Below are 22,677 nucleotides of genomic sequence, written 5' to 3' on the forward strand. Positions count from 1 at the left end.
ATAAACTATATCATAATTTATTAAAATATAAATATCATATTTCTTTTTACTAAAAACCCCCTATTCTTTTATATATTTCGATACAAAAAACTTTCTCAACACGAAATTAGAATTTTCAGTTTTTATTCTTATGAAAATCAATTATAATAAAGTCAATAAATGTTTGACCTCTCCTAATTCATGTACATATGGATGATCAGTAGTCGCTGCTACTGATCTATTTTTTTGATTTCAGAAAGTAAATACGCCGCATCCTTTCCTACACCACAAATAAGTGCAGAACCTCTTTGAGACTGCCATGGCAAGCCGATATAATATAATCCTCTTACTGGACTTATTCCTTTTACATGATTAGGCAATCCATTCTCATCCACTGCCTTTTCTATTTCAATCCAGTTATAGTTCTGAATAAAGCCTGTTGACCATATAATGCTTTCTGCACTATATGTTTCACCGTTCTGAAACATAATGTTATTTTCTAATGCACTTACTACTTTTTCTTGTAGTTGTATTGATCCATTACGAATGAGTTCCTTACCTTCAAATCCAAAAATGGGATCCTTTCTCTTTTGAAACCATTTCCCCCTCTTTGTATTTACTTCGGCGTACAATAAACCCAATTTTTCTAACCAATTGAAAATACTTTTTCTAAAAAGATGTAACGGTAAATACGTTAAAGGATGATTAATAGACAGTGTAACTTCATGAGTTTTTGCCAGTTCTACTGCAATTTGCATTCCTGAATTCCCGCCACCTACTACGAGTACTTTCTCCTTAGGAATTTGTGATGGTGATTTATATTGTGATGAATGTATTTGAAAAACATGTGATGATAGATTTGCTGAAACTGAGGGAATAAACGGTTGCTGAAAACCACCTGTTGCGATAATAACTTTTTTCGTTTGTAAAATTTCTGTAGGGGTATGTAATTCGAATATATCTCTTTCTTTCTTTATTTTAAAAACTTTAGTTTGCAATTGGATCGGTAATTGAAAATGTCTTGCATATTCTTCTAAATACGTTGCAATTTCATCTTTATATGGAAATTCATTTTTTTCATCTATTAACGCCATACCTGGTAAACTACTGTAAGGCCGCGGAGTAAAAAGCTGTAAAGAATCATATCGATTTCTCCATGAATCACCAACTCGGTTTCCTGCCTCGAGTAATAAAAAATTATACCCTTCTTGTTTCAAGTAATATCCCATTGTTAATCCAGCTTGACCCGCTCCAATAATAATTAGGTCTTTCATTCTAATCCCTCCTCTTCTTAAATATATGAATAATTGTTCATATATTCATACGTTTCCATAATGATAACATTTTATTTTTATATAATTCAATATGTACTCAAAATAAAAAGAGCAGTTTACCATCAAGTAAACTGCCCCTTCATTCTACCTTCCCAGTCTTTAGCGCTTGTGCCCAGTCATATCTTTCCTGTTGAACAGCTAATCCAGCAGCTTCTTCCCAATTATAAGGAACTGAAATTTGTTCAATTATCCATTCTCCCAAAACCTCTTCTATCACTACATATTTTGCATGCGGAGTTCCTGATCCCGTTTTATGCATAACAGGTAACTCATCTTTGTATGCTGGAAGTCCTACACTCCCCGGATTTATAACGATTTTTCCGTTTGCTAAATACACAACTCTAGGAATGTGCGTATGACCGCATACTATTATTTTTTGCTCAATATTTTGAAGTTGATCCATAATATTTTTTTCATTCTTTAATATCGCACCATTTTCATTCATCTCTTCTAACAAATACACTTCATCTGAAATTGGCGTACCATGACAACATAACATATCTTCTATAATAAATTGTGACGGATGTTATTGTAACCAATCTATATGATTTTTTGTTAATTGATTTTGGACAAAAGTTAGTGTAGCCGACTGCTCTTGTATAGGTTCCCAAAGCATGCGATCACAGTTTCCCTTAATATGTACCATCTCGTTCTTCATTAATATTTCAATGGTCCCTAAAGGATCTAACGGCCCATACACACTATCTCCTAAATTTATTATCATTTCGACCTTGCGACGTTCCAAATCTTTTAATATTGCTTGTAAAGCGTGACTATTTCCATGAACATCTGAAATGATTGCTATTTTCATCTAAATCCCCACTTTACTATATTATTTATAAACATCTGCCGCCAATTCTCTCAAAACATCCACATTCACTACTTCAAAGCATCCATCGTTCTTTTTTATAATCTCTTTATCACAAAAAATATTTAATGTGCGCAACAAATGCCGATAACTTGTCCCTAACAATTCCGCTGTTTCCGTTAAATTCCCACTAAATACAATTCGATTCCCATGCTGCACAGCTCGTTCTCCCGCTGCTAACATGTAACTCGCAAGTCTATTTTCAAGTGGATATAGTAAATTAATGGTACTATTTTTTGAAAGTCGGTTTAATTTATGTGCTAACGATCCACAAATACATCGTAAAAATTTCGCATCATGAAATAGTTGATTTCTCACTTTTCCTAAAGGCAAACCAACACAATATGAATCTGCCATTACTTGTACGTTTGAAGCAGTCTTTTGAGAATGAATTAACTCCACATCTCCTAACAGCTGCAAACTATCATAAAAACATAATAATACAGATTTCCCGTTACTTAATGTATTAAACGCTTTTGCTTTTCCTTCAACGAAAAAATATAAATAATCTATCTCTTCATTTTCTCTACAAATAAACTCATTCTTCTTAAAAAATATAAGTTCCATATACGGTTTCATATCATTACTAAAAAGTGAGTCAATATTATTTTGTTTCATATACTTTGCTAATTTAATAGAATTACATACTTTCTTCATAGTCCCCCACCTTTACAACTCATCCCCATTGTAATCAAAATTTTCTTCCTCCACTATGACATATGTCATAGTAATACACAATTTCAGCATGATACAGTCATTACAAATATGAAATACAAAGGGGATATTACATTGTATAACTTTCTTTCTGTCTTTATTGGCGTGCTTATCGCCGTTATGCTTCCATTGAATGGGATTTTATCTGAGTTAATTGGCAAGTATACAGCAAGTGTTGTCATTCACTTTGTCGGTTTAATTGCAGTTATTTTCGTTTTAATCATAAACAAACATAAAATCCATTTTGATAAAAGTATTTCACTTTTTTTATATAGCGCTGGAGCGATTGGAGTATTCACTGTTCTTTTTAACAATATAAGCTTCTCCGTCCTTGGTGCCTCTATTACGATCGCATTAAGTTTACTCGGTCAATCCATTGCTTCCATCGTTATTGATCATTTCGGTTTATTAGGAATGAAAGTTGCAAAGTTTGAAAAGAAAAAACTAATTGGATTATGTTTCATCTCTTCTGGAATTATAATCATGACAATTTATTAATGGGGGCAAGAAAATGTTATATGTTATGATCGCTATTTTAGCTGGTGTTTCTATCGTCGTTGCTAGAATTATTAATGCGAATTTAGCAGCGAAAATTGGAAATTGGGAAGGCACGTTTTTTAATTATATTACTGGCTTATTTTTCTCTATGTTATTTTTAATTTTCAGTTCAGATTCAATGTATATTCCAATGCATACGTTACAATCCATACCTATCGCTGTATATTTAGGCGGATTAGTAGGCGTTATCGTTATTTCATTATCGAACTATATCACTCCTAAAATATCAGCATTTTATTTAACGTTACTCATCTTTATCGGACAGTTATTTGCAGGGACTATCATTGATTTCTTCCTGACAAATGAACTCTCAACTGGAAAGATTATCGGCGGTGTTTTCGTATTAATTGGGCTTACTTACAATTTACTCGTTGATCGCCCTCTTAAAACTGTTAAGAATAGCCACGTTCAACTATAATACTTTACGCTTACCTATCATATATTAATAGAAAAGCTCTTTATACGAAGTAATAGAGAGGAGAATATTCTATTAAGAAAATTATTTTACTGCTTTGTAGCACATTGATTATTTGTGGGATCATATGGTTTATAAACTCTGGAAAATCTATTCAAGATCTCTATACAGCAAATAAGCCCAAGAAAAAAGCTACTATTATTTACACTCAAAGGGATCCAAATGAGCCCCCTGTCTTTTTAGGAAAACAGGAAATAAAAGATATACATGTCGAATCCATTAAAACAAAAAAGGATCTCTTCCTCACAAAAACAGATGAATTAAAAACGTTTATTAATAGTATGGATACCGCAAAAAAAGGAAAATTAACATTAGATGAAGAAGGATCAGATTTAATAGATTGTGATATGTGGATTACTTTCGAAGATGGAACTTATAAAAAGTATTTCATATGGGTAGTTGATCATCACAATAACGAAGTGATAATTGCTCAGCAAGATACTCCTGATGATGTAAACCTAACGTACTATCAACTAAATGAAGATAGTTCCAAAAAAGTTTATAACTTATTAAAAAAAATTATTTAAACGAAAAAGTCATGAGCACGTGAGCTCATGACTTTTTGCACTATACATATTCAGGAAACACTTTACAACCCTTTTCCTGTTCTATATCATGTCCAAAGAAAATAATTGGTTTCTCTTTTGTCACAATTTCTTTTAAACGTTTAATTGAAGATAAAGCTAATTCCGAATCAAATCCCGCAAACGGCACTTCACCTTCAAAATTCTCTTTCGTATAAGATGCATCAATCGTTAATAGTACAGGACCGTTTTTTTCCGTCTCAATTAATAATGACTGATGTCCTGGAGAATGTCCTGGTGTATACAATAACCGAACACCAGGTACCACTTCATAATCACCTTCAATAATTTTGCAGTTTAAATTTGGCAGATATGCTATTGTTTTTCCACTGTAATATTTCCGTTATGTGTATTTAATTTAATTATATTTTCTCCTTTTCCAATAACGGTATTTCCATTATATTTATCAAGGATATTCGCTCTACCATTATCAACAGCAACATTAAATTGAACATTAGTTGGTTCTTTTTCCGTTTCAATATTAATTTTTCCATTGTGAGTCGTAAAATTGAGATTTCGATCCAGTTCATTTGTTTTCAGAGTAAGACTTCCATTTTTAGTTTGCCCCTCTATTTCACCTTCAACATGGTCTAGCATTATTCGTCCGTTGTTCGATTTCACATGAATATTTTGTGCCAATACATCTTTGAAATCCATAATTCCATTGTTTGTTTCCGCGATAATTTTTGGCGAATTGATTTCTCTTAATTCAACACGTCCATTGCTTGTATTGATATTAAAATTTGTTGCGTTTAGTTTTTTAGCAAAAACATAGCCATTATTATTGGAAACTTTTAATGATTCATATTGTTTTTCAGGTAGATACACATTTAATGTTAATGGTGCCAACACTTCCGAAATATTAAAGTTGAACCAACTCTGTTGTTTTTCTTTATAAGAAATAAGAAGCGTTGAATCTTTCTCATCCGTAGCTAATGTTCTTTTTACGTTTGGATTAACCTCACCATCTAATTTTACTTTCACGTTACTACCTGTTGTAGGGTTGATGTTAACACGAACATTATTCGTATCGATAATGACGCTTGACACATTATTATTAATGACCTTTTTTTCTGAAATTGGTACCCCAGCAATTGAACGATAAGTGAATAAACTTCCGATAATACCAATAATGAAAATAATACCTGCAATGATTGAGAAACTCTTCTTATTTATCATGCTTCAAACCACCTTTTACTAGTGCTATATTGAACTTTAAATAACGAACAAATCCTTTCGTTGCTAACTTCGTTAAAAATAACATAGCAATAACAATGAAATATCCAAGTCCACAAAGTGCTAAAGAAACGAAAAGATTAAATAACAAGAATGTATTTGGATGTATAATCGTATCAACTAAAACAAGTAATGGTGCACCTAAAAATGAGATACCTAGAACCCAACCTGAAAAAATCAATGCCGCTAATGTAATTGCAGGTGCAAGTACGATTAACAAATTGAAAAAACCTAATCCAATTACTGCCCAAATTGCACGAAAAACATTTCCTGTTGTTGCACTTGTTGTTACTTTCTCAATATGATAATCTGCTAATAACTCTTTGGCGATTTGAGCTGGAGAACCTAATGAAGCTACAATTTCTTCTTCCCTTTTCCCTTCCTCTAATCCGAAAGTAAAATGTTCTTCATAATCTTTTAAAATATCTGCACGCTCTTTTTCAGATAATCTTTTTAGAGATGCATTTAATTGTTGTAAAAATTCATTTTTCGTCATTACTTACACCTTCTTTTATTAATTGATTGACACCTTGTGAGAACTCATTCCATTCCCTCAAAAGTTGGTACAAATACGTTCTACCTTTATCCGTCAGCGTATAATACTTCCTTGAAGGACCTTCTGAAGACTCCTGTAAATACGTTGTAAAATATTCTTCTTTAGTTAATCTACGCAGTAGAGGGTAAACAGACCCTTCTGATATTTCAATTCGATTGGAAATACTTCGAACTAATTCATACCCATAACGGTCTTGCTTATCAAGTAAGACAAGAACACAAAGTTCTAAAACTCCTTTTTTAAATTGTACATTCAATATTCATTCACCCTATTCTAATTGATGTTCACTACTATTTATTGTTCAGTACTGTTTTATAATAAGTAACCACAAGTATAATATAACACTCGGTATTGTTCATTGCAAGGTACACTGGAAAAATAAGTATAACTTTCATCCAACGCCTATAAAATCAAAACGATGGCGGATCCTCTCCAGTTACACGGTACTACATGATGCTGAAACAGGCCTTTTACAAAATAGAAGAGACTTAACTTTTTTACATAATGACACTCCACCTACTATAATAAAAGAGTAAATGACTCTTACTTTAATGGAGGGAATACAAATGAAAGCAATTGGTTTACATGAATACTTACCTATTGAAGAAGAAAACAGTTTAATTGATATGGAAGTTGAAAAACCTGTTGCTACAGGGAGAGATATACTCGTTAAAATTAACGCTATTTCCGTTAATCCAGTTGATACAAAAGTTCGATCTCCGAAAGATAAAAAAGAAGAAGTAGCGAAAATACTTGGCTGGGATGCGAGTGGTGTTGTTGTACAAACTGGCGAAAGTTGTACGTTATTTAAAGAAGGCGACGAAGTGTTTTACGCTGGAAGTATTACGAGACAAGGTACCTATAGTGAATATCACCTCGTTGATGAAAGAATTGTTGGTAAAAAACCAAGAACGTTAAGTGATGCTGAATCTGCAGCACTTCCGTTAACAGCTATTACAGCTTGGGAAGGTTTATTCGAACGTTTAGGTATTGATTATAATAAGAAAGATACGAACTCCTTTAAAAACATTTTAATTATAGGCGGTGCTGGTGGTGTAGGTTCAATTGCCATTCAACTTGCAAAATGGGCCGGACTAAATGTTATCACAACTGCATCCCGCAATGAAACGATACACTGGGTTGAAAAATTCGGTGCCGATTATATCATTAACCATCACCAACCTTTACAAGAACAAATATTAGAGTTTGGGCTAAAAGATGTAGATTATATTTTCTGTTTAAACAATACAGATCAACATTGGCAAGCAATATGTGACCTCATTAAACCACAAGGAAAAATTTGCTCTATCGTAGAAAATGAGCACCCTCTTGAAATGGGTATTTTAAAAAGTAAAAGTGCTACACTCGTTTGGGAATTTATGTTTACAAAAGCGATGTATGAAACTGGAGACATGATTACGCAACACGAACTATTAAATAAAGTAAGCGAACTACTAGATGAAGGCATTTTAAAGACTACTTTAAATGAAACATTCACACCAATTAACGCTCAAAATGTAAAAAAAGCACATGCCCTGCTTGAAAGCGGAAGTACAATTGGGAAGATCGTTTTAGAAAAGTTTTAATAACAAAAAGTCCGATTTCCAAATAAGAAATCGGACTTTTTACTATCTTTATTTACTTGAAATCTCTTGATCATTTTGAACGTCTAACGGAGTTCGCTTCCCTATTCCGAAAGCATAGAAACTAATTGTAACGATAGCTAAGAAAATAATACCTACAACTAGTGAAATGCGCGTATCATCGTTAAACCACATTCCGATTAATACCATAATTAAAAAGGCAATTGTTAAATAGTTTGTAACAGGAGCAAACGGCATTTTGAACGGATGATCTTTCATCTCTGCTCCCTTTTCTTTTCTAAAATTAATTTGGCTAATTAAAATGACAAACCATGGTACCATACCAGGAAGTACACTCGCACTATATACATATACGAATAAGTTTTTTGGTGCAATATAACTTAGAACTACACCGACCGCTAAACCGATAATTACGCCAACTGTACCGAATAAAGGTACACCATTTCCAGAAAGTTTCGTGAAATATTTCGGTGCTTGTCCATTTACACCTAACGTATATAGCATACGACCAGCACTATAAATACCACTATTACAACCAGACATTGCTGCTGTAATAACAACAAAGTTAATTAATCCCGCAGCAGCCGTAATACCAACTTTCGCAAAAGTTGCTACGAATGGACTTCCAATTGTACTTAATTGATCCCACGGATACACAGTTACAATAACGAAAATCGCACCGATGTAGAAAATTAAAATACGCCAAATTGTACTTTGAATCGCTCTTGTAAGTGTCTTCTTCGGATCCTTCGCTTCACCAGCAGTAATACCGATTAATTCCACACCTTGATACGCTCCAACTACAAGTGATAATGCAAAGAAGAATCCAGAAAAACCACCTGTAAAGAAACCGCCATTTGACCAAAGATTCGATATACCAATCGCTTCTCCGCCGTTACCAATTCCAAAGAAAATAAGTCCAAATCCCGCAATAATCATTAATAGAATTGTAACAATTTTAATCATCGCAAACCAAAATTCAAATTCACCAAATGACTTAACAGAAATTAAGTTAGCTGCGCCAAGAATAACCATTGCGATTACACCTGGTATCCAAGCTGGTAAATCTGGGAACCAATATTGCATATACGCTCCAACCGCGATAATCTCTGACATCCCAACGATAACCCACTGGAACCAGTTACTCCACGCTGTCATATAACCAGCTAACGGGTGAATATACTTATGACCGAACGTTGCAAATGATCCTGTACTTGGCTCCATATACAACATTTCTCCCATGGCACGCATGATGAAGAAGATAAAAATACCTGCAATTGCATACGCAAGCATAACTGACGGACCTGTCCATTTAATCGTGCTGGCTGAACCCATAAACAAACCAACACCAATTGTTCCGCCTAAAGCAATCATTTGAATATGACGTGCTTCTAAACCTCTTTTCAATTCTTTGTTTGCCACTTCACTTCCCCCTCTTAGATGATTCATAGCCGCATTTTAAAACAAGATGCTTTCCCCTAATTCCTTTCGGCCCTGAAAATGATGAAGCAAACGTCATTTTACACTAGCTTTAAAGCTATCCTAAAATCGTTTTGTGCTCCTAATAAAATTCTCAAAACCTTTCATCTTCCAATATTCTATAAATCTTAAAATTACTTACCTTATATTAATTCATTAATCTGAAAAATTCAATTATTTTTTCAATAAATTAATATGCATGATTACGTTTAAATTTTAACTGAATTAACAATAAAATACATCTATTCAATATGATTCCGGTATGTATATTATTACAATATAAATAACCGAGGAGAGCATTTTTTCCTCGGTTTCACATCTCATGTACTTCAATCGTTATAGTTGATAACGTAATTTCCCACGCGTCCAATTCATATACCAACCAGAAATTTAATATATTAATAAACTACTAACTTTTTTAATCTAATTTTGAGGCAGGAATCTTACTGCTTCAAAACAGCGGGATAAAATATAAAAGAGTCTCATTTTTAATGAGACCCTTTTACCATTACATATTTAAATCGTTTTTGAAGTTTGTTTACCTAAAATAAACACTTTAGTAAACACTGTCATGATAACGACTATAGCTAGAAAATAAAGTGGCATCACTAGTAACGAGCCCGTATGCAGCTGACTCATTCCCCAAATTGTCATCGTTACAATTACATAGTACCCTAAGCTAAACAATGCACCTGCTGTACCAATAACATCTTGAAAATCTACTAATGCTAAACTTAAACAGTTAGGTAGCGCTACTCCGATTCCTAATAGCAATATAAACATCGCTACTAAAAATACAACCATATATATTGCATTCGGATTTGGTCCAACAAACGTAATAACAGATAAAAGGATAGCTCCTCCTGTCATTACGAGACAACCGATATATATAATTTTCTCTGGTTTATAAGTAGCAAGTAAACGTTTCGAAACTTTCGCTCCAACAATAGAAGCAGACGCTACAACAATTCCTAAAAATCCATACATACTAGGCGATAATTGAAAGTATTCAATAAAGATAAACGGTGCTTCTGCATAATAGCTAAATAAAACACCATTTGCTCCTCCAATTAATAGCCCATACGTTACTACTTTCGGATTTGTAATTAACTTCTTTAAAACTGCAAACACATTTATTTTATTCGTTACCGAGTCCGTTTTTGTTTCTGGAAGAGAAACAAATGTATACAGAAAAATACCGATACTCATAACTACTAAACTTAAAAATACTATTTTAAATCGAAACATTTGATCAAGAAAGCCACCAATTAACGGTCCTATCGCTGGTGTAAAAGCAATAACTGCCGAAATTTGAGCAAACATAACGTGGCGCTTATGCCCCTCTACACTTTCACGTAGAATCGTTTGTGTCACAACTGATCCTGCACTTGCTCCAAACGCTTGAATAAAACGACTTACTAATAAAACTTCAATGGAATTTGTAATAAAGCATAAGAAACTCCCAACGCCATATACGACAATTCCAAGTAACATTGCCGGGCGACGGCCAATTATATCTGATAACCATCCAATAAAAAATACACCTAAAGCAAATCCAGCAAAATACATACTAAGTGTTAACTGTACCTCATTATTACTTACATGTAACGCCTTTGAAATGTCCGGTAAAGACGGTGTGTAAATCGTTTCACTAATTTGCGGAAATGCGACAAGTATAATCATTAACAACAGTGATGGTACTGAGACTTTTTTCATTTTTCATACCCTCCTATAACTTTGAAAATCTCAGAAATAAAAAGACTTTCTTTAGCTACGGAACAGGAGGGGCCATGATAGAAATTCGCTCATAAAACAACAAAGAAAACACCTCAATTACGTATGTTAATACTTATAGGAGGGTAATATTAACATCGATTTTTAAATATACTTTTTCAATTATATTACATATTGTGTTTCTTTTTCTAGTACTCGGCCTTGGCAGATTTATTAAAGAGATACCTTGAATCAACAACCTTTTTATGGAATAATTAGAAATAGTTTGAATAATTAGATCTAATTATTAAACGATAGACTAGCATATTTCTAATTTCGCCAAGCTTACAAACAGGAGGACTTTCGTAATGATTGAAATTTTAAGGACACTATTAAACTTCCTAATCTCTCTATTCTCAGGAGAATTACCAATTGTATATTATGTATGGATTATTAGCCTATTCCTAATTCAAATAACCCAATCTACTCTGAACTATAAGCTTTTTAACAAGAAAGATAATTTCAGCACTTATATATCGGAAGGATTACTCGCTTTTATTATTTTATTGTTTGGAGGCATGTTAGTATCTAAGTTACTTGCTTATATCATAGACGATCCTACTATTAGTATGACAAATGTAACACATTATTTTATTTCTCTGATCATATTAACTATATTTGTCGTAATAGCCTGTATTAAAGACTTTATAGAGGCATCTATAAAGAATAAAAATATATTACTTTTTAGCTTGTTAGTAATTTCCTTACTAACAAGTATACTTTCGTTCAAGTTTTTATTACCTTTAATTGAAGGTTCTTTTTCTCTTTCTAAATCTTTTATCACCACTTTAATCATTCTTGTAACTATATCAATCCCTCTATTAATTTCCTTAGAGGATAAGTATGCAGATGAAAAGGAAACGGAAAATTTATAGTTTCTTATTTATTTAAAAGAAAGAGGGAGCTCCCCTCTTTCTTTTAAATCATTCCTTTTAATATCAATCCTAAAACTGACATTATTATCGCACTAATAATAATTCGCAAAATCCAAGTCGTATTTGTACTTATTTTTTCTAATTGCTTATTGATTGTTGCTATGTCTTTCTCATTAATAGTGGTACGCGTTTCTAAATTTCGAATGTCTCTCATCATTTCTTTTTGCTCCGCCTTGAGACTGTCAATTTTAGCGTAAACATCTTCCATATATTCACACCCTCTGTTCATCTTAATAGAAAAATCTATATATATATTATGAGACAACCCTCTTACCGGTGAATACATTCCGTATATGTGCGCACCAAATTATTTGTACAATCTAATTATGTTTCCATTCTTCTATATTTAAATTAGCGTTAGGATAAATTAAATATAGAAAAGGAATCCCTTGTTTATGTAACAGCAAACAAGGTGCTCTCCAGCATATGAGAGCACCTAAGATAATTTCTATTGTTTTCATCACCATTTTCATGTTTACTAACTCAATATAGTCAGTATGATTTTATGAAGAGTCTACTTTGTTAGCTGCTTAATGTATACTAATAGTAATACGAAATAGTTCCATTGATAAACTCTCTAGAACAATAAATATACTGGCGGAAACAGACCTATACCCAATATTTTTTCCAGTAACATGAATGGTTATTTCTAATAAATGCGTTTGTATACCATTGTTTTCAAAAATTCCATCCTCAACCTTTACAATATCTGCTTCACAATCTACTTCTTTAAAAGTTTTCAGTAATTTTGTTTTTAATAAACTACAGTCAAAGTTTTCATCTTTTATTACAGCAAATTTAACCTTCATATCGATTTCCCCATTTTTAATAAATTAAAATCATTAAATCTATATAAATATATATTATTCTATTAAACAATTCAAAATATATGTTTCTTATAAACCATTACTAAATTCCAGTTCTAAGACTTTATATAAAAAAGAAAACAAATAAAATGAAATTCTAATCATTAAGAGGGGTATCTATCCCCCACTAATTGTTTAGTTGAACTAACCAGACATTTACAAGATTAAAAAATTACTCTTTCAATCGCTAAACTAATTAATATATAATCCCCCTGTTTTCAGTGGCTCAAATTTTTTCATTTTTAATTCATGGATTCTGAGAACTTTTTGCTTTAATATTAATTAGTCGCTTCTTAAGTTCTGTAATATTGGAAATAACTATATAGTGAAACAAATTAACTATTAGGAGTGCTATTGATGTTTGATATACTTCGTCTCTTAATTTTTTTTCTCATTGCTATCTTTTTATTTTTCTCCATAATAATGGAATTTAAAAAACCTCAAAAAAGTGTATTTTGGTTTTCGATTGAAGTCTTATCTCTTCTAGGAATTGTAATGCTTTTTAAAGATTTTTTATCAAAAATATAACTTAACCCACGAATAATCACGTGTTTCAAATACGATATCTTTATCTGTTGAACGACCTTATCTCTCGTTAAAAAATCTTGTTTTCACCCTATTTCTTAACAAGGGCTCTAGCCTTAAGTTGTCTTTTCTTTATAAAAAATAGCCTGCCTATTTCTGTAGGCGGGCTATATCTTTATTACACCATACAAAAAGTATACTCTCTTCTCCACTTGAACTTTATGTAATGACATAGATTCTAAATAAATTATTATCTTTTCTATATTCTTATCATTGATTTTTTGTTCATAAATTCGTAACACATATATATGAGTTATCATGCTAAAATTAGTTTATTCAAAAGAAGCTATTCTTAATGAATCTATAAATTTTAATACCCTGTTTAAAGCCTCGCCCCCTGCGAGGCTTTTTCCTATTTAACTTGAATAGTAGTTATCAACGCAACGCTACACATCCCTCTCTTTAGCTATTCAGCATCAGCACACGTAAATTTCTTTCCTCCATTATTTGATTTACAAATTTTATTTATCGATTTTCCGGTTATCTTTTCACTTTCATTAGAAACTTGATCTAAATCCATTCGAAGTACTTGTTCCGAATTCTCTTTTGAATTTCCTTCAATATGAATTATACGATCGAACATCTCAGCCGTGAAGTTGCTAGATGTATTTATCATTTTCACTCCATTACTTTCACCTACATAGCATTCAACTACTTTCTCAGCTTCGTTAAGTTGTTGAGATGATGTAGGATATGGTATAGATTCCGCTAATATGACTACACCTACTAAATATGTAATATACAAACCACCTGCAATTAAGATAACTTTCTTTACTGTTTTATGAATCGTGCTCTAACTCCCTTTTCTTTTTTTGCTATTAAAATATATAACATTCCCAATTTCCATCGATTTCTTTTTAGTACATAACATTCATTTTATATTTCATACAAAGCACCTCTCTTACTAACTTTCAATTTGATATATAATAATTATTAATTGTTTTTTCAACAAAAAAATATTATATACCAATATTTATTCACCTTTTTAATCTCGAACAACGATAAAAGCAAATAACTTTCTTATAACATCCTCATTCTAATAAGGAAGTAGCTAAAGCTCTCCTATCTTGAACAAGGGATGATGCTAATGTTGTTAATAGCACAAAAAAGCACCGTCACAAGTGACGGTGCTTTTTCTATGTAAGAGCTACTAGAAGATACCCTTCTAGCCTACTCCCATTTATAAGTCCAAAATTGTTCAAGTTGCAGCCATTTTAATGTTGCTGCATCTTTATTTTTGATTTTCACGTGTGTTTCTTCTAGCATCGCTTCTGTTTGCGAACGGTGCGCACCTAATGCAGCTAATTTATGTTCGAATACTTCACTAATATTATTTACAACATCCGGCTCACCTAGTACAGTTTCGCGGTTTTTCGTAATCGCAACCGCATGAATAACTGGACGTTCTTCTTTTGACATACGTGATACGGCGCGAACGACAGCGCGGCCAAATGCATCATGATCTGGATGTACGCCGTGCTCTGGATAAAATGTAATAATTCGAGATGGATTTACTTCTTGAATAATCGCTTCAATTTTGTCTGCAACGAAATCAATATCTTCAAATTCTAACGTTTTATCATGGAAACCAAGCATTCTTAAATCTTTGATTCCCATCGCTTCACATGCATCTTTTAATTCTTTTTCACGGATATTCGGAATCGTTTCACGGTTAGCAAATACGTTCTTACCCATGTTACGTCCCATTTGTCCTAGCGTACCGCACGCATACGTTACAGGTACTCCTTGATCTGTTAATAAGCGAATTGTTCCTCCCGCCGCAAATGCTTCATCATCTGGATGCGGAAATACAACAAGTACATGTCTCTCCATAAGTTTCCCTCCTTCTTACTTAAATGGCGTTAAGCTTAACTCAAGTGCAACTGCTAAGCGGCCTTGATTATCGTGCCCTGCTAGTAATAAACGCTCTTTATCGTCTACTTCCCAGTGCGTAATACCTTCTGCATATACCCAGCCATGATCCATCTTTAGACCAACTCGGTATGGGTTTGTTCCAGTTATTTTCCCGCGCTCAAAGCGAATAATTGCATTTCGAATGAATGCTCCAACTGTCATCATCTTTTCATTAAAGTGTGACGCGTACGCTCCATTCGTCGTTTCTAAATGAATATATACATCTTTATTTACAAAACGTTCAATTTCATTTTGAATAAGAGAACTATCTTTTACTATTTCCATCGGAATTCACCTCTTTAAACCATTTTACGCAAAAATAATGTAAATTGCTATCTCTATATTAGAGGACAACTCTCACTTTTCCTAATAATTTGCACTGTGTTTCTTTATTTTTTTATATCATATGTAAAAAACACATTTTTTCCTTCACTTTGTTAAATAGTTTTCTTTCTTTTTTGAATTTGCTACAATATAAATTATGCAGAAGGATGCATGTTTACAATTGAATACATACTTTAAAGAAGGTGACATGATTGGAACAATCAGCACATGAAGTAGCAAATTGGCAATATTATTTTGCAATTGCCGTATTTTTAGTCACGTACGGATTTATTATTTCTGAGAAATTGAATCGTGCTGTAATTGCACTATTCGGTGCTGCTATTATGATTATTTTTGGAATTGTAGATTTACATACCGCTTTCACATCACATATTCAATGGGAAACAATCACCCTTTTAATTGGGATGATGATTCTCGTACATATTACGAGTCAATCAGGCGTCTTTGAATTTGTGGCCATTAAAGCAGCGAAGGCAGCTGGCGGAAAACCAATCCGTATTTTATTACTGCTATCCCTATTAACCGCTGTCGGATCAGCATTTTTGGACAACGTAACGACCGTTTTATTAATCGTTCCTGTTACATTATCCATTACACGTATTTTAAAAGTTAATCCTATTCCTTATTTACTTTCAGAAGTACTATTTTCAAATATAGGTGGAACAGCAACATTAATCGGTGATCCACCTAATATTATGATTGGATCAACAAACAAGCATTTAGACTTTAACGCCTTTTTACTTAACTTAGCTCCAATCGTAATTATTATTTCTATTGTGACACTTGGCATTATTTACTTCATGTACCGTAACAAACTAAAAACAACACCTGAACAAATCGAAAAACTAATGGCATTAAATGAAAAAGATTATATTAAAGATCAAAGCCTCCTTTTAAAATCCATTTCGATTTTAGGACTAACTATTTTAGGATTTGTACTTCATTCGATTATTCATGTAGATGCTGCAGTTATCGCGATGACAGGCGCTACACTTCTTATGTTAATCGGTGTGAAAGAACATGATATTGAAGATGTATTTACCCACGTTGAATGGGTAACTATTTTCTTCTTCGCCGGACTATTCGTTCTCGTTGGTGGTTTAATTGATATCGGACTTATTTCTTCACTCGCAAAAGAAGTAATCGGCGTCACAAATGGCGATATCGGTTTCGCTGCGATACTTATTTTATGGGTATCAGGTATCGCATCTGCGACAATTGACAATATCCCATTTGTCGCAACGATGATACCACTTATTCAAGACTTAGCTACAGGACTCGGACTATCTGTTGATTCTCCGCAAATCGAAGTACTATGGTGGGCATTATCACTTGGAGCTTGCTTAGGAGGAAACGGAACGTTAATCGGAGCATCAGCAAACGTAGTCGTTGCTGGTATTGCTAAACGTGAAGGACATGCTTTCTCTTATATGGACTTCTTAAAAATTGGTTTGCCGTTAACAATCATTGCATTACTATTATCACATGCTTATATATATTTACGTTATTTAATGTAAAAGTTGGATTGCATGAAATTATATCGACGATTTTTAAAATATATCAACGATTTTCTAAGTATATCGACGATTCGACAGAGAATATCGACTTACCGACAAATAACGACAACGAAAAAAGGTATGCAGCGCTAAACTGCATACCTTTTTTCGTTCACCAAAATATACCGATAATTGCTAAACCACCTAAAATCATACCACCAATTTGTCCAACGATTGCTGGCGATAATTGGACACCTTTCCTCACTTCAACAACCGGTCTTTCGTGCCTTAGTTGCTGCACTTCGCTTTGCAATTGATGTACACTTCCGTGCAATTCTTTAATTAACTCTTTTAATTCAGCGACCTCTTCATTTACTGGTTTTGCTTTTTCTAAATTCATTTTGCATGACTCCTTATAAATTCAATCCGTACACTGTAAATTTTCGCCAATTCTCATTATATCTCCTGCATACTACATATATAATTTCGAATATACTTTCTAACCTTGTAGCTCTATCCATTCATCCCGCAATATCCCCATAATCATGCGATCAAAACACTTCCCATCTCTTTGCACTGCTTCTCTCATACAGCCTTCCATTTGAAAACCCATCTTTTTATACAACTCAATAGCAGCTTTGTTATAAGAAATAACATCCAGACCGACACGGTGTAAATTCAATTCATAAAAAGCATACTTTAAAATAAGATGGATTGCTTCTCTTCCATATCCCTTACCTCTATCATTTGCAGCTCCTATACCAATTGCTAATAACCCTGTTCTGTTATTCCACTCTATGCCATGAATTGCAACAAAACCAATTAAACGATCATCTTGAACTGTCCTCAACATCAAAGATACACTATTCGATCTCCGTCCCTTTAATAGCCCATCACTTGCTATTTCTTGTAACGATTGCGGAAACGCTACATCTGTATCGACATTTCTTAAATACTCACTATCTTCTTGCCACATTGCCATTACTGCAGTATCAGCTTCTCTAATAGCTGATAATTTAATCGTTTTATTTTGAAAAAGATTCATCATCATTTCAAACTCCCCCTTTATTAAATAACAGGGATAATTATTCGAGCCTATTTACCCCCTCGTTTCATAAACTGTTTCATAAACGGGATACTTACAATAAGCGCTGACATTGGCACATCTCCTCTACGTTAAATTAAATTCATTGTATAATTTTTCATTTATTCTAACAATAAAAAAAGACCCTCTAAATTTAGAGGATCTTCCTAACGACGAATCGATATTATTTCGTAAACATTTTCTCCGCTTCATCCATTGCCATTTTGTTTCCTAAAGCAGAATAGTCAAGCCACGGTTGGTCATTGATAATGTATACGTGCTTGCCTTTAACTGCTTTTAAGTCTTTCCAGATTGGTGTTTCTTGAAGTTGTTTAAATGCAGCTTTTGCTTTATCGTCTCTGTTTACAACAACGAAAATAGCATCTGCATCAAAGTCAGGTAATACTTCTTGTGAAATGACTTCGAAAGGACGGTTTCCATCGATTTTCTCTACACCATTTGCAGGTTGTAATCCTAAGTCTTGGAATAAAATTGGTCCCATCGGTCTTTTCGTACTAAATACACGTAATTCTTTTGCAGTAACGCGAATTGCCATTACTTTTTCGTTATTACCTAGCTCTTTATCTATTAAACCTTTTACTCGTTTTGATTGCTCTTCGTAATCTTGAATATATTGATCCGCTTCTTTCTCACGGTTTACAAGTTTACCAACTTGTTTTAAATGGTCTCTCCACGTACCTTCATCTAAATTGAAAGTATGCGTTTTTGTAATTTTTTCGTATTTCGCTACATCTTTACCCGCGTATTTTTCATCCACATAAATGTCAGTAGGCTTTAATTGAAGTAATGCTTCCATATTCGGATCAGTTACAACACCCAATTTCTTCGTATCTTTCAGTTGTTCTTTTGCGTGTGGTAAGAAATCTTTTAAATCTCCACCAATTACAGAACCTACTGGTGTAATTCCTAATGCAAGTAAATCATTTGTTAAATGAATAGACATTGAAGCAATTTTTGGGTCATTACTTTTTTCTGTTTTTTTCGTTTCCTCTTCATTAGCTTTCGTTTGACCACATGCTGCTAATACTAAAATACACATGATGCTAAATAAAATAGTAAGTTTTTTTTCATATGTTCTCCTCTTTAAAGTATTTATTTTGTTTTTGTAAGTAAATATAGAAAATACGGCGCTCCTAAAGCTGCCACTACTACACCAGCTGGAATAGAGTTTGGCTCAAATATAGAACGACCTATCGTATCTGCTAGCACTAAAATAATCATTCCGATAATGCCAGCTAAAGGAAGGAAGTGTTGATATGTAGTACCTACTAACTTCCTTGCGATATGCGGAGCAACTAAACCGATAAAACCAATCCCTCCTGCCATCGCTACACTCCCGCAAGATAATCCAACCGCTGTAGCTAAAAGTAGTAACCGTTCTTTTTGAACAGAAACACCTAGTCCTGCTGCTACACTATCACCTAGTGACAATGCATTTAACGTTTTAGATTTTAGCCATGCATACGGGGTTAGTATGAAAATCCAAGGTAATAATGCTAGGACATGAATCCAATCCCTCCCCCACACGTTACCAACTAGCCATCTAGAAGCGAATGTATATGTCTCATCATTTAACTTGAGAGAGAAAAATAACGAAATTGCACTAAAGCCAGCTGAAACCGCAATACCAACGAGAATAAGTCTAATGGGAAGTAAGCCTTTTGACCGATCACTCGCAAGTAAAATAATAAGAAATGCAGCTAATACTCCTCCGCCAAATGTAAATAACGGTATTAATATCGATGCATTCTCATTAATAGAGTGAAAGAAAGTAACGAATATAATTAGCCCGAAAGATGCACCTGAATGCAATCCAAGAATACCAGGATCGGCCAACGCATTCCTTGATAACCCTTGCAAAATCGCACCGGAAATCCCAAGGCCAATACCAGCTAACATTGTGATTATAATTCTTGGCATACGATAATCGTATAGCACGGTTGCACTCTCAAAATCACCATGACCGAAAAGCGTTTGAATTACTTTGAGCGGTGCAATGCTAAGTGTCCCCGTATTTAAGATACCAATACAACCGAATATTGTAGTTACAGTAACGGCTCTCGTTTTATCTGTGTTTAAAATCTTCTTCACTTACAACTCCCTCCCAACTTTACGTGCTATATAGAGGAAGAACGGAACTCCAACAAGAGCCACCATAATTCCTATTGCAAGTTCTTTAGGAGGATTTACTGTTCTTGCCCCTAAGTCAGCTACAACTAATAACATGGCTCCTAAAAATGCTGACATAGGAATAATGAGTCGATAATTAACACCAACTAATTTTCTAGCAATATGCGGGATAACTAGTCCTACAAATCCAATAGAGCCAACAGCTGAAACAGATACACCTGCAAGAATGACTACTATAATCATCCCTAGTATTCTCGTTCGGTTCGTTTTTACTCCTAAATTCGTAGCGACATCATCACCCATTGATATGAGTGAAATAGACCGCCCTAAAATTGTCGCAAAAACAATGGTTATGAGAATAATAGGAACCAAAAATTTCAAGTGTTCCCACTTAACCCCTGCAACACCACCAGCGTACCAAAAAGCTAAATCTTGACTTAAGTCATAATAAATCGCGACACCTGAACTTAACGAATGTAAAAGCGCAGCCATAACTGCCCCAGCGATCGTTAATCTCATCGGTGTTAATCCGCCTGATGTTGCTGATCCAATAATAAAAATGAGCACTGTACTTAAGACCGCTCCAATAAAGGAGACAATCATTAAATAGGAATACGGCATATGCGGGAAAAAGGCAAAACTAAGTGCTACTACAAACATCGCACCTGCATTTATGCCAAGCACACCTGCATCCGCTAAAGGATTTCGTGTTACTCCTTGCATAACAGCGCCAGCCACTGCAAAAGCAGCTCCTACAATTGCTGCACCAATTACCCTGGGGAGCCTTAATTCATAAATAATTTGGTGCTGCGTTAATTTCGGGTTATAATCAAAAACCGCTGTCCATACGGTTTGCAAATGGATATCCTTTGCACCAAATGCAACAGCTAAAAATATAGAGCCAATTAAACATACAATTGTTAAGCTCATGAAACATATGAACTTAATATGTATCCAGCGGTTATTGCCAGCACGTATAGTAGACTTATGTAACATGTTTCATTTCATCCTTTATATTCAGTTGTTTTTTATAATTATTTTTTATTTATAATTAATATTGATAATAATTATCATTTTCATTTAGATATTATATCCCCACTTTTTTTAAATAGCAAACTATTTTTTGCTTTGTTACATATTAAAATACTTATTACAATTCCCCTGTAAAACTTACAAATACATGCAAAATAGACTACTGGTTTATTTTTTAAATTGTAGTATACTTAGTCATTATTTTGAGTTTTCTAACAAAAAATAAAGGAGACATAATGTTCTATATAAAACAACTACTACATTTTACTTACGAGCAAGCATTATCCTGCTTATTCCCAGTCGTTATTTTCTTAACACTAGCCCTTTCAAAAATCGTTTCGATCCCAGGGTTATACCGCTACGATTTCATACTCATCGTATGCCTTCTTATGCAGTGGGTTATGTATAAGACTGGCCTTGAGACGAAAGACGAATTAAAAGTAATTACTGTCTTCCACCTCATCGGCCTTTTACTAGAAATATATAAAGTTCATTTCGGTTCATGGAGTTATCCGGAAGAGGCATATTCAAAGGTTTTTGGAGTTCCACTTTACAGCGGCTTTATGTATGCAAGTGTTGCAAGTTACATATGCCAAGCGTGGAGAAGACTACATTTACAAATGTATCATTGGCCGAAAGCTATTTTTGTAATACCTCTAGGAGCAATGATTTACTTCAATTTTTTCACACATCATTTTCTATACGATTTTAGATGGTTCTTAACGTTACTTCTATTCATCGTTTTCTTTCGAACATTTGTGGAATTTTCATTACGAGGCGTTACATATAAAATGCCGCTCGTTCTCTCCTTTTTTCTTATCGGATTCTTTATTTGGATTGCAGAAAACATCGCAACATTTTTCGGTGCATGGCAATATCCAAACCAACGGGAAGCTTGGAATCTCGTTCACTTAAGTAAAATCAGCTCATGGTTTTTACTCGTTGTTATTAGCATTATGATTGTTACACAACTCAAACATTTGAAGCAGTTGAAAAGATAATACTGATTATATAAAAAAAGCCCATCACTCATTTGAAGTGAACCCGAATAGTGGCACATGAAAAAAACACCTCCTGAATTCGCATACTAAGTATGCAAATTCAATGGA

General features: G+C 33.7%; 24 protein-coding genes and 2 pseudogenes. 7 read left to right on the plus strand and 19 right to left on the minus strand.

Going from position 1 to position 22,677, the window contains the following annotated elements:
• Positions 1-209: 209 nt before the first annotated feature.
• The 3 genes and pseudogenes from PDQ33_RS13330 to yeiL form a co-directional block, all read right to left on the minus strand.
• The gene (locus PDQ33_RS13330) at positions 210-1,253 is read right to left on the minus strand and encodes a flavin-containing monooxygenase (protein WP_061130359.1); all 1,044 of its coding nucleotides are present in this window, start codon (positions 1,251-1,253) and stop codon (positions 210-212) included.
• Positions 1,254-1,392: 139 nt separating this feature from the next.
• Positions 1,393-2,124: pseudogene (locus tag PDQ33_RS13335) on the minus strand (metallophosphoesterase family protein).
• Between the two features lie 21 nt (positions 2,125-2,145).
• Complete coding sequence (gene yeiL / locus PDQ33_RS13340; RefSeq protein WP_270755887.1) at positions 2,146-2,838, minus strand: transcriptional regulator YeiL; 693 nt, start codon at positions 2,836-2,838, stop codon at positions 2,146-2,148.
• A 108-nt stretch (positions 2,839-2,946) separates the two neighbouring features.
• Between yeiL and PDQ33_RS13345 the strand changes: the two genes are divergently transcribed.
• From PDQ33_RS13345 to PDQ33_RS13355, 3 genes are all read left to right on the plus strand, one after another.
• Positions 2,947-3,393: a DMT family transporter gene (locus PDQ33_RS13345; protein ID WP_061130361.1), complete on the plus strand. Its 447-nt coding sequence runs from the start codon at positions 2,947-2,949 to the stop codon at positions 3,391-3,393.
• A gap of 13 nt (positions 3,394-3,406) precedes the next feature.
• Positions 3,407-3,871, plus strand: a complete 465-nt coding sequence (locus PDQ33_RS13350) for a DMT family transporter (protein ID WP_000967614.1) — start codon at positions 3,407-3,409, stop codon at positions 3,869-3,871.
• 89 nt (positions 3,872-3,960) lie between these two features.
• Positions 3,961-4,455: a hypothetical protein gene (locus PDQ33_RS13355; protein ID WP_061130362.1), complete on the plus strand. Its 495-nt coding sequence runs from the start codon at positions 3,961-3,963 to the stop codon at positions 4,453-4,455.
• A 40-nt stretch (positions 4,456-4,495) separates the two neighbouring features.
• Here PDQ33_RS13355 and PDQ33_RS29065 read toward each other — a convergent pair.
• From PDQ33_RS29065 to PDQ33_RS13370, 4 genes and pseudogenes are all read right to left on the minus strand, one after another.
• Positions 4,496-4,822: pseudogene (locus PDQ33_RS29065) on the minus strand (MBL fold metallo-hydrolase); the annotation flags it as partial.
• A 5-nt stretch (positions 4,823-4,827) separates the two neighbouring features.
• Entirely contained in the window at positions 4,828-5,691 is an 864-nt protein-coding gene (locus PDQ33_RS13360) for a DUF4097 family beta strand repeat-containing protein (protein ID WP_333563395.1), read from the minus strand.
• Positions 5,681-6,244, minus strand: coding sequence for an HAAS signaling domain-containing protein (locus PDQ33_RS13365; RefSeq protein WP_000164531.1), 564 nt, complete (start codon positions 6,242-6,244; stop codon positions 5,681-5,683). Before PDQ33_RS13365 ends, PDQ33_RS13360 begins: the two co-directional genes overlap by 11 nt.
• On the minus strand, positions 6,231-6,560 hold the full coding sequence (locus PDQ33_RS13370) for a PadR family transcriptional regulator (protein WP_001102641.1): 330 nt from the start codon (positions 6,558-6,560) through the stop codon (positions 6,231-6,233). The genes PDQ33_RS13365 and PDQ33_RS13370 overlap by 14 nt, the downstream gene beginning before the upstream one ends.
• Positions 6,561-6,870: 310 nt before the next feature.
• Here PDQ33_RS13370 and PDQ33_RS13375 point away from each other — a divergent pair, with 310 nt between their 5' ends.
• Complete coding sequence (locus PDQ33_RS13375) at positions 6,871-7,890, plus strand: zinc-binding alcohol dehydrogenase family protein (RefSeq protein ID WP_000643770.1); 1,020 nt, start codon at positions 6,871-6,873, stop codon at positions 7,888-7,890.
• A 48-nt stretch (positions 7,891-7,938) separates the two neighbouring features.
• On the opposite strand, the gene PDQ33_RS13380 is transcribed toward PDQ33_RS13375, so the two are convergent.
• Positions 7,939-9,330, minus strand: a complete 1,392-nt coding sequence (locus tag PDQ33_RS13380) for an amino acid permease (protein ID WP_001284419.1) — start codon at positions 9,328-9,330, stop codon at positions 7,939-7,941.
• Between the two features lie 573 nt (positions 9,331-9,903).
• A complete protein-coding gene (locus PDQ33_RS13385) occupies positions 9,904-11,103 on the minus strand; it encodes a multidrug effflux MFS transporter (RefSeq protein ID WP_270755889.1) in 1,200 nt (399 codons plus the stop codon).
• Positions 11,104-11,468: 365 nt separating this feature from the next.
• Here PDQ33_RS13385 and PDQ33_RS13390 point away from each other — a divergent pair, with 365 nt between their 5' ends.
• The gene (locus tag PDQ33_RS13390; RefSeq protein ID WP_061130366.1) at positions 11,469-12,035 is read left to right on the plus strand and encodes a DUF5823 family protein; all 567 of its coding nucleotides are present in this window, start codon (positions 11,469-11,471) and stop codon (positions 12,033-12,035) included.
• Positions 12,036-12,078: 43 nt separating this feature from the next.
• On the opposite strand, the gene PDQ33_RS13395 is transcribed toward PDQ33_RS13390, so the two are convergent.
• The 5 genes from PDQ33_RS13395 to PDQ33_RS13415 all read right to left on the minus strand — a co-directional run bounded on the left by PDQ33_RS13395 (position 12,079) and on the right by PDQ33_RS13415 (position 15,745).
• Positions 12,079-12,303 (minus strand): hemolysin XhlA family protein, encoded by a 225-nt coding sequence (locus PDQ33_RS13395; protein WP_000390469.1) that lies wholly within the window; start codon positions 12,301-12,303, stop codon positions 12,079-12,081.
• A gap of 322 nt (positions 12,304-12,625) precedes the next feature.
• A complete protein-coding gene (locus PDQ33_RS13400; RefSeq protein ID WP_061130367.1) occupies positions 12,626-12,904 on the minus strand; it encodes a hypothetical protein in 279 nt (92 codons plus the stop codon).
• Positions 12,905-13,952: 1,048 nt separating this feature from the next.
• Positions 13,953-14,333 (minus strand): hypothetical protein, encoded by a 381-nt coding sequence (locus PDQ33_RS13405; RefSeq protein ID WP_061130368.1) that lies wholly within the window; start codon positions 14,331-14,333, stop codon positions 13,953-13,955.
• Between the two features lie 383 nt (positions 14,334-14,716).
• Entirely contained in the window at positions 14,717-15,379 is a 663-nt protein-coding gene (gene bshB2 / locus PDQ33_RS13410; RefSeq protein WP_270755890.1) for a bacillithiol biosynthesis deacetylase BshB2, read from the minus strand.
• A 15-nt stretch (positions 15,380-15,394) separates the two neighbouring features.
• A complete protein-coding gene (locus tag PDQ33_RS13415; protein WP_000407039.1) occupies positions 15,395-15,745 on the minus strand; it encodes a YojF family protein in 351 nt (116 codons plus the stop codon).
• Positions 15,746-15,996: 251 nt separating this feature from the next.
• Here PDQ33_RS13415 and PDQ33_RS13420 point away from each other — a divergent pair, with 251 nt between their 5' ends.
• Positions 15,997-17,322, plus strand: coding sequence for an ArsB/NhaD family transporter (locus PDQ33_RS13420; protein WP_270755891.1), 1,326 nt, complete (start codon positions 15,997-15,999; stop codon positions 17,320-17,322).
• A gap of 151 nt (positions 17,323-17,473) precedes the next feature.
• Here the strand turns inward: PDQ33_RS13420 and PDQ33_RS13425 are convergent, their stop codons facing one another.
• The 5 genes from PDQ33_RS13425 to PDQ33_RS13445 form a co-directional block, all read right to left on the minus strand.
• Positions 17,474-17,701 carry a hypothetical protein gene (locus tag PDQ33_RS13425; RefSeq protein WP_001047302.1) on the minus strand — a complete coding sequence of 76 codons (228 nt, stop codon included), beginning with the start codon at positions 17,699-17,701 and terminating at the stop codon, positions 17,474-17,476.
• A gap of 99 nt (positions 17,702-17,800) precedes the next feature.
• Complete coding sequence (locus tag PDQ33_RS13430; RefSeq protein ID WP_061130371.1) at positions 17,801-18,352, minus strand: GNAT family N-acetyltransferase; 552 nt, start codon at positions 18,350-18,352, stop codon at positions 17,801-17,803.
• Positions 18,353-18,569: 217 nt separating this feature from the next.
• A complete protein-coding gene (locus PDQ33_RS13435) occupies positions 18,570-19,445 on the minus strand; it encodes an iron-hydroxamate ABC transporter substrate-binding protein (RefSeq protein ID WP_270755892.1) in 876 nt (291 codons plus the stop codon).
• A 53-nt stretch (positions 19,446-19,498) separates the two neighbouring features.
• On the minus strand, positions 19,499-20,497 hold the full coding sequence (locus PDQ33_RS13440) for a FecCD family ABC transporter permease (RefSeq protein ID WP_270755893.1): 999 nt from the start codon (positions 20,495-20,497) through the stop codon (positions 19,499-19,501).
• Entirely contained in the window at positions 20,498-21,532 is a 1,035-nt protein-coding gene (locus PDQ33_RS13445; protein ID WP_000902711.1) for a FecCD family ABC transporter permease, read from the minus strand.
• 272 nt (positions 21,533-21,804) lie between these two features.
• On the opposite strand from PDQ33_RS13445, the gene PDQ33_RS13450 reads away from it, so the two are divergent.
• On the plus strand, positions 21,805-22,569 hold the full coding sequence (locus PDQ33_RS13450; protein ID WP_012644513.1) for a DUF817 domain-containing protein: 765 nt from the start codon (positions 21,805-21,807) through the stop codon (positions 22,567-22,569).
• The last annotated feature ends 108 nt before the right edge of the window (positions 22,570-22,677 follow it).

This window comes from Bacillus cereus group sp. Bc031, from assembly GCF_027716265.1.
Lineage (GTDB): Bacteria > Bacillota > Bacilli > Bacillales > Bacillaceae_G > Bacillus_A > Bacillus_A paranthracis.

What these genes read in the sequence shown, in the direction of transcription:
- PDQ33_RS13360 (WP_333563395.1), bottom strand. Translation starts at nt 5,691, where the DNA reads ATGATAAATAAGAAGAGTTTCTCAATCATTGCAGGTATTATTTTCATT.
- PDQ33_RS13385 (WP_270755889.1), bottom strand. Translation starts at nt 11,103, where the DNA reads ATGAAAAAAGTCTCAGTACCATCACTGTTGTTAATGATTATACTTGTC.
- PDQ33_RS13425 (WP_001047302.1), bottom strand. Translation starts at nt 17,701, where the DNA reads ATGAATTTAGAAAAAGCAAAACCAGTAAATGAAGAGGTCGCTGAATTA.
- PDQ33_RS13445 (WP_000902711.1), bottom strand. Translation starts at nt 21,532, where the DNA reads ATGTTACATAAGTCTACTATACGTGCTGGCAATAACCGCTGGATACAT.
- PDQ33_RS13430 (WP_061130371.1), bottom strand. Translation starts at nt 18,352, where the DNA reads ATGATGATGAATCTTTTTCAAAATAAAACGATTAAATTATCAGCTATT.
- PDQ33_RS13350 (WP_000967614.1), top strand. Translation starts at nt 3,407, where the DNA reads ATGTTATATGTTATGATCGCTATTTTAGCTGGTGTTTCTATCGTCGTT.
- PDQ33_RS13400 (WP_061130367.1), bottom strand. Translation starts at nt 12,904, where the DNA reads ATGAAGGTTAAATTTGCTGTAATAAAAGATGAAAACTTTGACTGTAGT.
- PDQ33_RS13375 (WP_000643770.1), top strand. Translation starts at nt 6,871, where the DNA reads ATGAAAGCAATTGGTTTACATGAATACTTACCTATTGAAGAAGAAAAC.
- PDQ33_RS13365 (WP_000164531.1), bottom strand. Translation starts at nt 6,244, where the DNA reads ATGACGAAAAATGAATTTTTACAACAATTAAATGCATCTCTAAAAAGA.
- PDQ33_RS13390 (WP_061130366.1), top strand. Translation starts at nt 11,469, where the DNA reads ATGATTGAAATTTTAAGGACACTATTAAACTTCCTAATCTCTCTATTC.
- PDQ33_RS13345 (WP_061130361.1), top strand. Translation starts at nt 2,947, where the DNA reads ATGAAATACAAAGGGGATATTACATTGTATAACTTTCTTTCTGTCTTT.
- PDQ33_RS13435 (WP_270755892.1), bottom strand. Translation starts at nt 19,445, where the DNA reads ATGTGTATTTTAGTATTAGCAGCATGTGGTCAAACGAAAGCTAATGAA.
- yeiL (WP_270755887.1), bottom strand. Translation starts at nt 2,838, where the DNA reads ATGAAGAAAGTATGTAATTCTATTAAATTAGCAAAGTATATGAAACAA.
- PDQ33_RS13450 (WP_012644513.1), top strand. Translation starts at nt 21,805, where the DNA reads ATGTTCTATATAAAACAACTACTACATTTTACTTACGAGCAAGCATTA.
- PDQ33_RS13395 (WP_000390469.1), bottom strand. Translation starts at nt 12,303, where the DNA reads ATGGAAGATGTTTACGCTAAAATTGACAGTCTCAAGGCGGAGCAAAAA.
- bshB2 (WP_270755890.1), bottom strand. Translation starts at nt 15,379, where the DNA reads ATGGAGAGACATGTACTTGTTGTATTTCCGCATCCAGATGATGAAGCA.
- PDQ33_RS13415 (WP_000407039.1), bottom strand. Translation starts at nt 15,745, where the DNA reads ATGGAAATAGTAAAAGATAGTTCTCTTATTCAAAATGAAATTGAACGT.
- PDQ33_RS13330 (WP_061130359.1), bottom strand. Translation starts at nt 1,253, where the DNA reads ATGAAAGACCTAATTATTATTGGAGCGGGTCAAGCTGGATTAACAATG.